The organism is Lysobacter sp. 05T417 (assembly GCF_056396405.1).
On sequence record NZ_JBFTLK010000006.1, the window covers coordinates 1 to 12717 of the forward strand.

General features: G+C 67.9%; 10 protein-coding genes, 1 rRNA gene and 1 other RNA gene. 4 read left to right on the forward strand and 8 right to left on the reverse strand.

Annotated elements, in window-relative coordinates:
- Positions 1–98 (forward strand): 5S ribosomal RNA (gene rrf, locus AC1DER_RS12015); the annotation flags it as partial.
- A 101-nt stretch (positions 99–199) separates the two neighbouring features.
- Here rrf and norR read toward each other — a convergent pair.
- A complete protein-coding gene (gene norR / locus AC1DER_RS12020; protein ID WP_477358045.1) occupies positions 200–1906 on the reverse strand; it encodes a nitric oxide reductase transcriptional regulator NorR in 1707 nt (568 codons plus the stop codon).
- Here norR and hmpA point away from each other — a divergent pair.
- Positions 1905–3083, forward strand: coding sequence for an NO-inducible flavohemoprotein (gene hmpA / locus AC1DER_RS12025; protein ID WP_477247547.1), 1179 nt, complete (start codon positions 1905–1907; stop codon positions 3081–3083). The genes norR and hmpA overlap by 2 nt on opposite strands.
- Before the next feature lie 62 nt (positions 3084–3145).
- Here the strand turns inward: hmpA and rpiA are convergent, their stop codons facing one another.
- From rpiA to AC1DER_RS12060, 7 genes are all read right to left on the reverse strand, one after another.
- Positions 3146–3808, reverse strand: coding sequence for a ribose-5-phosphate isomerase RpiA (gene rpiA / locus AC1DER_RS12030; RefSeq protein ID WP_477247545.1), 663 nt, complete (start codon positions 3806–3808; stop codon positions 3146–3148).
- A gap of 49 nt (positions 3809–3857) precedes the next feature.
- Positions 3858–4328: an EVE domain-containing protein gene (locus AC1DER_RS12035; protein WP_441817027.1), complete on the reverse strand. Its 471-nt coding sequence runs from the start codon at positions 4326–4328 to the stop codon at positions 3858–3860.
- Positions 4325–4918, reverse strand: coding sequence for a 5-formyltetrahydrofolate cyclo-ligase (locus tag AC1DER_RS12040; protein WP_441817028.1), 594 nt, complete (start codon positions 4916–4918; stop codon positions 4325–4327). Before AC1DER_RS12040 ends, AC1DER_RS12035 begins: the two co-directional genes overlap by 4 nt.
- Positions 4919–5019: 101 nt before the next feature.
- A non-coding RNA gene (gene ssrS, locus AC1DER_RS12045) (6S RNA) lies at positions 5020–5206 on the reverse strand.
- Between the two features lie 107 nt (positions 5207–5313).
- The gene (locus AC1DER_RS12050; protein WP_441817029.1) at positions 5314–5619 is read right to left on the reverse strand and encodes a cell division protein ZapA; all 306 of its coding nucleotides are present in this window, start codon (positions 5617–5619) and stop codon (positions 5314–5316) included.
- A gap of 67 nt (positions 5620–5686) precedes the next feature.
- A complete protein-coding gene (locus AC1DER_RS12055) occupies positions 5687–5908 on the reverse strand; it encodes a TIGR02449 family protein (RefSeq protein ID WP_441817030.1) in 222 nt (73 codons plus the stop codon).
- Positions 5909–6030: 122 nt separating this feature from the next.
- Entirely contained in the window at positions 6031–10563 is a 4533-nt protein-coding gene (locus tag AC1DER_RS12060) for an EAL domain-containing protein (protein WP_477247305.1), read from the reverse strand.
- 199 nt (positions 10564–10762) lie between these two features.
- Between AC1DER_RS12060 and AC1DER_RS12065 the strand changes: the two genes are divergently transcribed.
- Entirely contained in the window at positions 10763–11302 is a 540-nt protein-coding gene (locus AC1DER_RS12065; protein WP_477247311.1) for a UPF0149 family protein, read from the forward strand.
- Between the two features lie 69 nt (positions 11303–11371).
- Positions 11372–12697 carry an aminopeptidase P N-terminal domain-containing protein gene (locus tag AC1DER_RS12070; protein WP_477247303.1) on the forward strand — a complete coding sequence of 442 codons (1326 nt, stop codon included), beginning with the start codon at positions 11372–11374 and terminating at the stop codon, positions 12695–12697.
- The last annotated feature ends 20 nt before the right edge of the window (positions 12698–12717 follow it).

Sequence of the window (12717 nt, forward strand, 5' to 3'; positions counted from 1 at the left end):
TGTGGTCCCACCCGATCCCTTTCCGAACTCGGAAGTGAAACGCACATGCGCCGATGGTAGTGTGGCCTAAGCCATGCAAGAGTAGGTCATCGCCAGGGGCTTTACCCTAAAACCCCCAGCCGAAAGGTTGGGGGTTTTTCTTTGTGCGCACGGAAAGTTGATGCCCGCGCAAAGTTAATGCCGCCATTAACTTGCGGGATTATCCGGACGCGGCTTTCAGCCCGAGACGGCGGGCCGACCGCGCCAGATTCGCGCGATCCACCCCCAGCGATCGCGCCGCCGCGGCCCAGTTGTTGCCATGGCGATCGAGCGCTTGCTGGATGAGGCGCCTCTCTAGCGTTGCCAGGCTGTCCCGTAGGCTTTCGCCTGGCGGATGTTCTGTCGATTCCGGCTCGGGTTCTGCCGCCGGCCGCGCGCCTGGAAGATCGAGATCGCCGGCCTCGAGGCTCAGGATGCGCGGCCTGGTGGCGCGGGCGCTCAGGGCGCGGAGCGAACTGCGCGCGATCAGATGCTCCAGTTCGCGCACGTTGCCTGGCCACGCATACGCCAGCAGCGCGGCCTGCGCGTGGGCGGTCAGGCGCAGGCCGCCCAGGCCGAGACGGCGGCGATTCTCTTCGAGGAAATACCCGCTGATCAGCAGGATGTCGTTGCCGCGCTCACGAAGCGGGGGCACCTGCAGCGGGTACACGCTGAGGCGATGGTAGAAATCGGCACGAACGCGGCCGTTGCGTACCTCCTGGGCCAGATCGCGGTTGCTGGCAGCGATGATGCGAACGTCGACGCGGTGTTCGCGATCCGAGCCCACGCGCTGGAGCTGGCCGCTCTGCATCACCCGCAGCAGCTTGGCCTGGACCGGCAACGGCAGTTCGCCGACTTCGTCGAGAAACAGGGTTCCCTGGTCGGCCAGCTCGAACTTGCCGCGACGATCGCTTGTCGCGCCGGAGAATGCGCCGCGGACATGACCGAACAGTTCGCTCTCGACCAGCGACTCCGGCAACGCCGCGCAGTTGATCGAGATCATCGGCTTGCCGGCGCGCGGTGACGCCGCGTGCAGCGCCTTGGCGACCAGTTCCTTGCCCACGCCGGTTTCGCCCTTGAGCAGGACCGTCAGTTCGCTGTTGCCGACCGCCTGCAGTTCCGACTGCAGGCGCTTGAAAGCAGGGCTTCGTCCCAACAACGGCCGGGCGGCTGCGCCGTCCGCAGCGACACGGTAACTTTCCGCGCGCGACCGCGCGTGCTCGGCATCCTGGGCCAGTTGGCGAATGCGTTCGGCCGCGCTCACCGCAGCAGCGGCCAGGCTGGAGAACGTCCGCAACAGCTGCACATCGGAATCGTTGAAGCGACCCGGATCGAGCGCGTCGATGGTGAGCAATCCCCAGGGCCTGGCTGCCACGGTCAGCGTGCATCCCATGCAGTCGTGCACATGCAGGCGGCTGTCGTGGCCGAGCACGAGTCCGTCATAAGGATCAGGCAGATGGCTGTCGGCAGGAAAGCGCGTTGGGGCGTTGCTGGCCAGCAGTGCGGCCAGGCGCGGATGTTCGGAAACCAGGAACCGGCGGCCCAACGTGTCTTCGCTGAGTCCATCCACGGCCATCGGGACGAGGGTGTCGCCTTCGAGCTTCAGCAGCGCACTGGCGTCGCTGCCAAACAGGGTCCGCACTGCAGCCAGCAGCCGTCCGTAGCGCTCGTGCTCGGGCAGGTCGCGCGAGAGGTCGTCGACCACGGGAAGAACGGTCTCGAGCAGGTCCGGTGCAGTCAGATCGACACTCATCGGAGTCGATTCTACCGCCGGCGGCCGTGGTCGATTGGACCACCGACCGAACCATCTTGTTGATCTAGTTGGCTCAATTACCTGGCACGGGACTTGAGTAGACAGGGAGTAACCCACAACGAGAGACGGCTGCATGCTGACCACCGAACATCGCCAGATCATCAAGTCCACGGTCCCGCTGCTGGAGAGCGGTGGCGAGGCGCTGACCCGGCACTTCTACGCGATCCTGCTGGGTGAGAACCCACAGTTGCGTCCCTACTTCAACCAGGCCAACCAGCACAGCGGCGAGCAGCCGCGGGCGTTGGCCAACGGCGTGCTGATGTATGCCCGCCGCATCGACCAGCTCGATCAGCTCGCCGAGCTCGTTACGCTGATCTGCAACAAGCACGTCTCCCTGCAGATCCAGCCGGAGCACTATCCGATCGTCGGCGCCTGCCTGCTGCGCGCGATTGGCGAGGTGCTCGGGCCGGACATCGCCACCGATGCGGTGATCGAAGCCTGGGCGGCGGCGTACCAGCAACTGGCCGGGATCCTGATGGATACCGAGGCCAACCTGTATCAGGTGGCTGCGGATCGGCCGGGTGGCTGGCGCGGCGCACGCAGGTTCACCGTGATCGACAAGGTCATCGAAAGCGACGAGATCACTTCGTTCTACTTTGCGCCGAGCGATGGCGCACCCATCATGGCGCACGCATCGGGGCAGTTCATCGGTCTGCGCCTGGAGGTGGATGGTGTCGATCAGCGCCGCAACTATTCGTTGTCCGCGGCAGCCAACGACAATCACTATCGGATCAGCGTGAAGCGCGTCGCGGGCGGTGCGGTTTCAGGTCATCTGCACGCGCATGTGCAGGTGGGCGACGAGGTCGAGCTGTTCCCGCCTTCCGGGCATTTCGCGCTCAAGCCTGCCGAACGGCCGCTGGTGTTGATCAGTGGCGGCGTCGGCATCACGCCGACGCTGGCCATGCTGCAATCGGCGCTGCCGAGCGGACGCCCGATCCATTTCATCCATGCCGCGCGAAATGCCGGCGTGCATGCATTCCGCGAGTGGATCGACACGGCGGCACGCGAGCATCCGCACCTCCAGCGCTTCTACTGCTATGAGGACGAGGCCAATGCCGAAATGGCCGATGCCGTCGGTTACATCGACCGCTCATTGCTTGAGCAGTGGATGCCGCAGACGCGCGATGTGGATGTGTACTTCCTCGGACCGAAACCCTTCATGCGCGCGGTCAAGCGGCATCTGCGATCGATGGGCGTTCCCGAGCCGCAGTGCCACTACGAGTTCTTCGGTCCGGCCTCCGCGCTGGACTGATCGGCGAACAGACCTTGCAGCGTCCGGGTGCTTCAGCCCGGACGCCATGCCTGCAGGTCAGATCAAAGCAGCGTCGGCGGTTCGCCGCCGATGATCACGACGTCGGCGGGGCGGCGGGCGAACAGGCCAACGCTGACCACGCCCGGGATCTGGTTGATCGCCTGCTCCAGCGCCACCGGATCAACGATCGCCAGGCCGTGGATGTCGAGGATGACGTTGCCGTTGTCGGTGACCACGCCGTTGCCGGCGGCATCCTGACGCCACACCGGCTGGCCGCGGGTCATCGCCAGGATCTCGCGGGCGACCAGGCTGCGCGCCATCGGAATCACTTCGACCGGCAACGGGAACCTGCCGAGAACGTCGACGCGCTTGCTCGGATCGACGATGCAGACGAACTTCTGGCTGGCCTCGGCGATGATCTTCTCGCGCGTCAGCGCGGCGCCGCCGCCCTTGATCAGGCGCTTGTGCGGATCGCACTCGTCGGCGCCGTCGACGTAGAGCGACAGCGTGCCGGTGGAATTGAGGTCGAGCACTTCGATGCCGTGTGCGCGCAGGCGCTGCGTGCTCTGTTCCGAGCTGGAAACCGCACCCTTGATGCGATCCTGGATGCGCGCCAGGGCGTCGATGAAGTAGGCCACCGTGGATCCGGTGCCGACGCCGACGATCATGCCGTCCTCGACGTACTCGATGGCTTTTTCGCCGGCCAGGCGCTTGGCTTCGCTCATGGTTTCAACTCGTGGGGGCAGGAATTCTTTGCAGCGAGCGACAACGGGTTCACTCCAGCGACAGCAGGTACTTCCACTGCGCCGCCTGGACCGGGAACACCGACAGCCGGTTGCCCTTGCGGATCAGCGCGAAGTCCTCGCCGAGTTTGGCGGCGTGCTGCTTGATCTCGTCCAGGGAGATGGTCCGCTTCAACTTGCGATCGAAGGCGACATCGACCAGGAACCAGCGCGGTTCCTCGCGCGTGCTCTTGGGATCGTGGTAATCGGACTTCGGATCGAACTGGGTTTCGTCGGGATAGGCCTTGCTCGCCACGGTGGCGGTGCCGACGATCCCGGGAACCTCGGTATTGGAGTGGTAGAACAACACGCCGTCACCGATCTGCATGCCGTCGCGCATGAAGTTGCGCGCCTGGTAGTTGCGAACGCCGTTCCAGGGTTCGGTGCCGACGCGCTTGAGATCGTCGATCGAGAAAGCATCCGGTTCGGACTTCATCAGCCAGTAGCGGCGGCGTGCGGTCATGCGGTGGCCCTGCTGCTGCAATTGATCGTCGTCGTCCCGGTGCAGACCGCGTCGAGGGCGACATCCCAGTCGGCGCGGTCGAGCGTGTCGACGCGCTGGCTGTCGAAAGCCGCTCCCACCAGCCAGGGCGGAGCCGGCTGCTGGTGGCGGAATGCGAAGCTGCGATCGTACCAGCCGCCCCCCATGCCGAGCCGGTGGCCACGCTCGTCGAAGCCCACCAGGGGCGCCACCACCAGGCTCATCTGCTCGGGCTCGAGCAGCGAGGTCGGCGCGACGTCGGGTTCCGGGATGCCGTGACGATTGCTGACCAGCGGGTCGCCCGGACGCCAGGGGGCGAAGCGCAGGCGACCGTCCTCGTGCAGCACCGGCAGGCAGTACACGCATTCGCGCGGCAGCCGCAATTGCCAGACATGCAGGGCGATTTCGCCGTCGGTGGCCCAGTAACCGCTGACGTAGCCCGATTCCGGCGCGAACGGCAGCGCCAGCAGCTGCGCGGCCAGCCGCTCGGCGGCGGCGATGCGGTCTGCGGCGCCCAGGGCGCGGCGGCGATCGCGGAGTTCGCGGCGCAGCGCCGCGCGGTCAGCCGTCATGCGGCGCTCGTCCTTTGCTGTGAAAAAAGATCGGGCGCGAAGTCGCGCCCGGTCCTGGGGTACCGCGCGGGCCGATGCCAGGATCGACGCCGCTGAATGAGTAGTCCTCCGCCGATGGCGATGCCTGCGAAACGACCTTGAACCCGGGGTTCAAGTGGGAACGCTTGGCTGCCTTCGGGCTTCCCGCTACGAGGCGGACCTGCACTCCGGGCCTCCGTCGCGCCCCCGGTGTCGTCAATAAGGGACAAGGCGAATGTTTGCGCACGCTGTCGCGCACAGCAGAGGACAGAACGAAGTATAGCGCGCAGCCTGTGAAGTAAGTGCCCGCTCGTCGGTATGGACGTGGAACGGTTCAGTGCAGCCGTGTGCCGGATGCCTGGCGCGCGACGCTGGATTCAGCGGGCGGGCAGGTCGAACAGGTCGTCGAGGCGACGATGCAGATCGGTCAGCGTGCGCGAGAACTCGCGGTCGCGGCTGGCATGTTCGGTGCGCAGCTGTTGCAGGTCGTGGGCGAGATTGAGCGCGGCCAGCACTGCGACGCGGTCGAGCGCGGCCATGCGGTTGTTGCCGCGGATCTCGCGCATCTTGGTGTCGAGCAACTTCGCCGCCGACAGCAGGCTGTCGCGCTCGTCGGGCTCGCAACCCACGGTGTACTCGCGATCGAGCAGCCGGATGCTGACCGGTTCGCTGGCGCTGCTCATCGGGCCGGGCCCTGCGATGCAGATGCCGTCGATCCGGTGCCCGCCCCGATGCGCATCAGATCACCACTCACGTGTGCTGCTCCAGTGACTTCAATCGCGCGATCATCGCCTCTACGCGGGCGCGCGCCTGTTCGTTCTTTGCCAGCAATGCCGAGCGTTCCCCGGCCAGCTGTTCCTGTTGCTGGCGCAGGCTGCGGTTCTCCTCGCCCAGCCGGCGCGAGCGCTCGGCAAGCTGCTCGACCCGGTCGGCCAGCGACTTGAGTTGGGCGAGAAGTTCGGCTTGGTCCATGCCGCGCACGATAGCAGGGCCGGGGGACCGGTCAAGGGCGGCCGCGGCCCGGGTTCATCCGGAGTGCTCACTCCGGCCCGGTGCGGCCCCCGTGTCCGCCATGTCCGCCGTGTCCGCCGCGGTCAGCCCGGCGAACTGACGGTGCCCACGGTGCCGCCGGCGCCATCGCCGCTCGGTACCGACTGCGGTGTCCAGGCGCGGATGAAGGCCAGGCAGTCGGCCGCTTCGAGCGGACGCGCCAGCCAATAGCCCTGGATCTCGTCGCAACCGCGACCACGCAGGAACTGCATCTGCGCTTCGGTCTCCACGCCTTCCGCGATCACGGTCAGGCCGAGCGAATGCGCCATGGCGATGACCGTGGTGGTGATCGCCTCGTCGTCGGCGTCGCGGGTGAGGTCGCCAATGAATTCCTTGTCGATCTTGAGCGTGTTGATCGGCAGGCGTTTGAGGTAGGCCAGCGACGAATAGCCGGTGCCGAAGTCGTCGATCGCAAGGCCGACGCCGAGCGCGCGCAGTGCATCGAGCGTCGCCGAGGTCTGCCCGGCGTTGGCCATGATCACGCTTTCGGTCAGCTCCAGTTGCAGCATTTCCGGTGGCACGCCGCTTTCGACCAGCGCGCGTGCGACCTGCTTGGGCAGGTTGCCGCGCAACAGCTGCAGCGACGACACGTTGACCGCCATGCTCAGCTGGTCCAGGCCGTTGTGGCGCCAGCGCTTGAGCACGCCACAGGCCTCGCGCAGCGCCCATTCGCCGATGTCGAGGATCAGGCCGCTTTCTTCGGCGAGCGGGATGAACTGCGCCGGCGAGATGTCGCCCAGTTCGAAGCTGCGCCAGCGCAGCAGCGCCTCCACGCCGGTGATGCGCGACTGGTCCAGCGACAGCTTGGGCTGGAACACCAGGCGCAGCTCGTTACGGTCGAGCACGCCGCGCAGCGCTGCCGAAATCGTGGCGCGGCCGCGGATTTCCACGTCCATCGCCTCGGTGTAGCGCATGAAGGTGCGGCGACCTGCGGCCTTGGCCTGGTACATCGCGGTGTCGGCGTGCTTGAGCAGGTCGGTCGGCACCAGTGCATGGTCGGGGTACAGGCTGATGCCGATCGACGGCGAGATGACCACGTCGTGGCGCTGGTCGATGTCCAGCGGCGTCTCGAAGGCGACCAGCACGTCGCGCGCGACCTGCTCGGCCTGCTCGACGTGCTCGAGGTTCTCCAGCAGCACAGTGAACTCGTCGCCGCCAAGGCGGGCAACGGTGTGCTGCGGTCCGACCGCCTGCTGCAGGCGGATCGCGGCGGCGCGCAGGATGCGATCGCCGGCGGCATGGCCCAGCGAATCGTTGATGTCCTTGAAGCGGTCCAGGTCGAGGAACAGCATCGCGATGCGGCTGCCGTGGCGGCGCGCACGCACGATCGCCCGCGACAGCCGCTCCGACAACAGCGCGCGGTTGGGCAGGCTGGTCAGCGTGTCGTAGTTGGCCAGGTAGCGCAGTTCCTGCTCGGCGCGCTTCTGGTCGGTGATGTCGCCCAGCACGGCAACGTAGTGGCCGTGCTGGCCGCTGGAGTCGAGCACTTCACTGCCCTGGAACCAGCACAGGAACTCGTCGCCGTTCTTGCGTTGCTGCCAGATCTCGCCGGACCAGCGACCATTGCGGCGCAGTTCGCTGCGCACGTGCTGGTAGAACGCCGGATCGTGCTGGTCGCTGTCGAGCAGGCGGGTCGGGCGCCCGATCACTTCCGAGTCGGCATAGCCGGTCATGCGGGTGAAGGCGGGGTTGACCGAGACGAACTGGAACTCGCGATCGAACACCGCGACCGCCTCGATCATGCTGTTGAGCACCTGCCCGGCGATGAGGCGATCGCGCTCGGCGCTGCGGTTGGCGGTGATGTCGCGGGCAGTGCCGGCCACGCGCAGGGCGCGACCGTTGGCGCCACGCTCGACGACGCGGCCGCGGGCGCGCATCCATACCCATTTGTTGTCCTCGCGCACGCGATGCTCGGACAGGAAAAGGGCGGCATCGCCGCGCAGGTGGCGCTTGAGTTGTTCGACGGCGTGCGGCTGGTCTTCCGGATGGATCTGCAGGTTGGCGTCGACCAGGGTCTGCACGCCCAGTTCCGGCGTCAGTCCGGCCTGGTCGTCGGCGCGGGTGCGGCGCAGCACGCGGCTGTCGAGGTCGTAATCCCAGAACTGCTCGCCGGAGGCCCACAACGCCAGTTTCAGTCGTTCGTCGCGTTCGCGGATCTGGGCGAAATAACCGCGCTCGCGCCGGCGGTCGCGGTGGCGTCGCCATGCCAGTACCAGCGCCAGCGCCAGTGCGGCGAGCACGGCGCCGGCAATGACCAGCGGATGACGCCACAGCGGCGGCGCGATATGGACCGGGATTTCAAGGGTCTGCTCGTTCCAGACACCGTCGCGGTTGGTGGCCTGGGCGAGGAAACGGTAGTTGCCCGCCGGCAGGCGCGTATAGGTGATGTCGTGCTGGTCGCCGTTGTCGACCCAGTCCTTGTCGAAACCGTCCATGCGGTAGCGGTAGCGGATGCCGGCCGCAGGTGCGAAGTCGAGCGAACCGATGCGCAGGCGCAGCAGGCCGGCGGCATCGGGCAGGTCGAGCCGGGTCGGCTGCCACAGGGCGCGCGGCTCGGTGGTGGCCTCGCTGCCGACCCACGCGCCGAGCAGGCGCAACGGTGCGGTGTAGTGCGAGTCGACGATGCGGGTGGGGTCGAACACGTTGAGGCCGCGCACGCCGCCGAAGACGATGCGGCCGTCGCTGAGCTGCGCCGCCGAGCCACCATGGAACTCGAGGTCCTGCAGGCCGTCGGCGAGGCCGTAACTGCGCGTGCGCTCGCTGGCGATCTCGAAGCTGATGATGCCGGCCTGGGTGCTCAGCCACAGCCTGCCGGCCGGCCCTTCGGCGATCGCGAACACCACCGGCACCATCGAGCTGTTGAGCGTGCCGGTCAGCGGCTGGACGAAGCTGATGCCGCCATTGGCGGCTTCGGCCACGCGGCTGAGGCCGGCATGCGTGCCGACCCAGAGCGTGCCATCGCGGGCCAGGTGCAGGGCGCGCACGCGGTTGCCGGGCAGGCTCGACTCATCCTGGCCGACGTGGCGGAAATGGCGCATGCGGCCATTGGCCGGATCGAGCACGTCGAGGCCGTCGCCGGTGCCGATCCAGACGTGGCCGTGGCGGTCTTCGGCAATGGCGTGCACCACCGGGTAGCTGACGCTGTCGGGGTCGTTTTCCCGGTACGGGTAATGCGTGAGCGCGCCGCTGTCGGGCGTGTAGTGGTACGCGCCGTTGCCGTGGCTGCCGATCCACAACGAGTTGTCGCGCGCGACCGCCAGTGAGCGCAGCGGTTGCCGCTCCAGGCCGGGGATCGCCATGTAGCGCGCCTGCCGCCGCTTCGGGTCGAGCCGGTACAGGCCGACATCGGTGGCCACCCACAGGTCGCCCGCATCTGCCGGTGCAAACCCGGTCACGCGCGGCGGCTTGGCCTGGTCCTGGTCGGAGATCAACGCGGTGAGATCGTCGAAGCGATCTTCCTGGGGCTCGTAGCGCAACAGGCGTGAGTTGTCGGTGCCGAGCCAGAGCGCGCCGTCCTCGCCCTGCGTGACCGAACGGATGCTGTCGGCCGCCGCCGGGCTGCGCGTGCGCGGCTGCTCCAGGTTGAACACGTAGCTGAAACGCGTGCCACGGGGATCAGCGACCGCGACGCCGCGGAACTGGCCGCCGACCCAGAGCATGCCGCCGCGGTCGACCATCATCGCGTTGACCGCGTCATCGGGGAGGCTGGCCTCGATGCCCGGCTCCTCGTGCACCTGCACGTCCTTGCCGCTGGCCGGATCGAAGCGGCGCAGGCCGTAGCCGTAGACCGACAGCCACAACTGGTGGTCGGGCGCCTGCACGATCGCGCGGACGGCGGTCGCGTTGGCATCCTGCGGCGGCTCCTGCGGCCATGCACGCACCAGGTCGCGGCCGTTGCTGTGCAGGCGGAACAGGCCATCGTTGCGACCCAGCCAGAGCTGCCCGGCCTTGTCCTGCTGCAGCGACAGCACCGCCACTTCCGGTCCGACGCGCTGCACCGTCCCGGCCGGATCGATCCGGTACAGGCCCAGCGGGCCGCCGTACCAGGCCATGCCGTCGCGGGTCGCCAGCAGGGTCTGCCGGGCCGGGCTGCCCGCCGGCTGCGATTGCAGCGACAGCACGGTCCGGCGCGCGCCGCTGACCGGGTCCAGGCGCTCCAGGCCCGCAGCCGTGCCGACCCACAGCTGGCCGCGCCACGGCAGGACCGCGATGACCTGGCGATGAGGGTGGCTGGGGGCCGAGGCGGCGTAGCGGCGGATCTTGCCGTTGCCCAGGTCGAGCCGGCTCAGGTACTCCGAATACGTGCCGACCCACAGGGCGCGATCGCCTTCCAGCGCCAGCGAGGTGATGTTGCTGTCGGGCAGGCTGTCGGGGTCGCGCGGGTTGTGCCGATACGGCAGATAGCGCTGGCCGTCGTAACGATGCAGTCCGCCCTGGGTGGCCACCCAGACGAAGCCCTGGGGGTCCTGCACCATCGCCGTGACGGTGTTCTGGGTCAGGCCGCGTTCGCCGCCCAGCCGCGAGAAGTAGAAATCGCGGGTCGCCGCCGCGACCGGCGCGGTCGCGGTCGTCAGCACCAGCGCCAGCATGGGACCGGCAAGCCGGCCTAGCCACACGAGCCGGATGGGGAAGCTGGAGGCTGGGGAGGGCGGACGCACGGACACCCGGGGTTTGAGTATTGCAGCGCGCAGTGTAGGCAAGCGTTTGCTCCGGCAACAAGACGCGGCTGCGTTGCTACACTGCCGTGACTCCCCCGAGCCTTGTCCCGTGTCCGAAATTGAACTGCCCGATCTGACCGCCATCGAGGCCGAGAGCCGCCAGCTGGCCCTTGCTGCTTCGCCCTTTGAGCTCCATGGCGGCCTCTGCGGCTGGCTCGCCGGCGGCGGCGCCGCGGTGCGCGAATGGCCCGCCCGGGTGCTGGCCGACGAAGCCCTGCCGGCGCCTGCCGAAGGCAGCGCGCTCGACGAACTGCGCAAAGCAAGCGCCGCCCAGCTCGCCGACCGCAGCTTCGACTTCGCCTTGTTGCTGCCTGCCGCCGACACCTCGCTGGCCGAGCGCAGCGGTGCGCTGTTCGAATGGTGCCGCGGTTTCCTCGGTGGTTTCGGCCTGGCCGGTGGCGGCAAGACCAAGCTGTCGGAAGAAGGCCAGGAAGCACTGGCCGACCTGGGCAAGCTCGCTGCCGCGCAGCCGCAAAGCGACGGCGACGAGGAAGACGAGATCGCGCTGGTCGAGATCGAAGAGTTCGTTCGCGTCGCGGTATTGCTGCTGCACGGCGACTGCGTGCTGGCGGCGCAGCACAGGCAGCGCCTGAACTGATCGATCGGTCCATCGGCCCGGGGCGAATGCCCCGCGCGGGTGGGAGCAGGGCCCAGTCAACGGAACTCCATGCCCAAGCCCATCACCATCCCCGCCAAGGCCTACGCCCGCCGCCGCAAGCAGCTCATGCGCATGGCCGGCGACGACGCCATCCTGGTCCTGCCGGCCGCGCTCGAACGCATCCGCAGCCGCGACACCCACTATCCGTACCGGCAGGATTCCGACCTGCTCTACCTGACCGGCTTTCCGGAGCCCGAGGCGGTGCTGGTGCTGGTGCCCGGCCGCAAGCACGGCGAAGTGCTGCTGTTCTGTCGCGAGCGCGATCCCGAGCGCGAAGGCTGGGATGGCCCGCGCTTCGGCCCGGAAGGTGCGGTCGAGGCGTTCGGCCTGGACGACGCCTATCCGATCACCGACCTCGACGACATCCTGCCGGGCCTGCTCGAAGGTCGCTCGCGGGTGTACTACCACTTCGGCCGCGACCAGGAATTCGACCTCAAGCTGATCGGCTGGCTCAACCGCGTGCGCGCGATGGTGCGCCAGGGCGCGCAGCCGCCGCACGAATTCCTCGAGCTGGGCCATCTGCTCGACGAGCTGCGCCTGTTCAAGGATCGCGACGAGATCCGCATCATGCAGCGCGCTGCCGACATCAGCGTGCTCGCGCATGAAGCGGCGATGCGCGCCGCGCGTGCCGGCATGCACGAGTACGAGCTGCAGGCGGAAGTCGAACGCGTGTTCCGCCAGCACGACGCCGAACCGGCCTACAGCAGCATCGTCGGCGCCGGCAGCAACGCCTGCGTGCTGCATTACCGCGCCAACAACGCGGCGCTGAAGGACGGCGACCTGGTGCTGATCGATGCCGGCGCCGAATACCGTGGCTATGCCTCCGACATCACCCGCACGTTCCCGGTCAGCGGCCGCTTCAGCAAGGAGCAGCGCGCACTGCACGACCTGGTCGGTGCAGCGCAGGCGGCATCGCTGGCGCAGGCGCGCGCCGGCATCCCGTACGAGGCAGGGCACGTGGCGGCAGTGGAAACGTTGACCGAAGGGCTGCTCAGGCTCGGCCTGCTCAAGGGCAGGCTCGAGAAGAACCTGGCCGATGGCAGCTACCGCCGCTTCTATCGCCACAAGACCGGCCATTGGCTCGGCCTGGACGTGCACGACGTCGGCGAATACCGCATCGACGGCGAATCGCGCCTGCTTGAACCGGGCATGGTGTTCACCATCGAGCCCGGCCTCTATGTGGCGCCCGATGACACCAGCGTCGACGCGAAGTGGCGCGGCATCGGCATCCGCACCGAAGACGACGTGCTGGTGACGCAGGATGGCTGGGAGGTCCTGACCGACAAGCTGGCGCGCAGCGCCGACGAGATCGAGGCGTTGATGGCGCGGGCGTGAGTGCGGCGAGGCAGTCGAAC

Excerpts from the sequence above, each read along its gene's own strand:
- hmpA (WP_477247547.1), top strand. The coding sequence starts at position 1,905 with ATGCTGACCACCGAACATCGCCAGATCATCAAGTCCACGGTCCCGCTG.
- norR (WP_477358045.1), bottom strand. The coding sequence starts at position 1,906 with ATGCAGCCGTCTCTCGTTGTGGGTTACTCCCTGTCTACTCAAGTCCCG.
- rpiA (WP_477247545.1), bottom strand. The coding sequence starts at position 3,808 with ATGAGCGAAGCCAAGCGCCTGGCCGGCGAAAAAGCCATCGAGTACGTC.
- AC1DER_RS12035 (WP_441817027.1), bottom strand. The coding sequence starts at position 4,328 with ATGACCGCACGCCGCCGCTACTGGCTGATGAAGTCCGAACCGGATGCT.
- AC1DER_RS12040 (WP_441817028.1), bottom strand. The coding sequence starts at position 4,918 with ATGACGGCTGACCGCGCGGCGCTGCGCCGCGAACTCCGCGATCGCCGC.
- AC1DER_RS12050 (WP_441817029.1), bottom strand. The coding sequence starts at position 5,619 with ATGAGCAGCGCCAGCGAACCGGTCAGCATCCGGCTGCTCGATCGCGAG.
- AC1DER_RS12055 (WP_441817030.1), bottom strand. The coding sequence starts at position 5,908 with ATGGACCAAGCCGAACTTCTCGCCCAACTCAAGTCGCTGGCCGACCGG.
- AC1DER_RS12070 (WP_477247303.1), top strand. The coding sequence starts at position 11,372 with ATGCCCAAGCCCATCACCATCCCCGCCAAGGCCTACGCCCGCCGCCGC.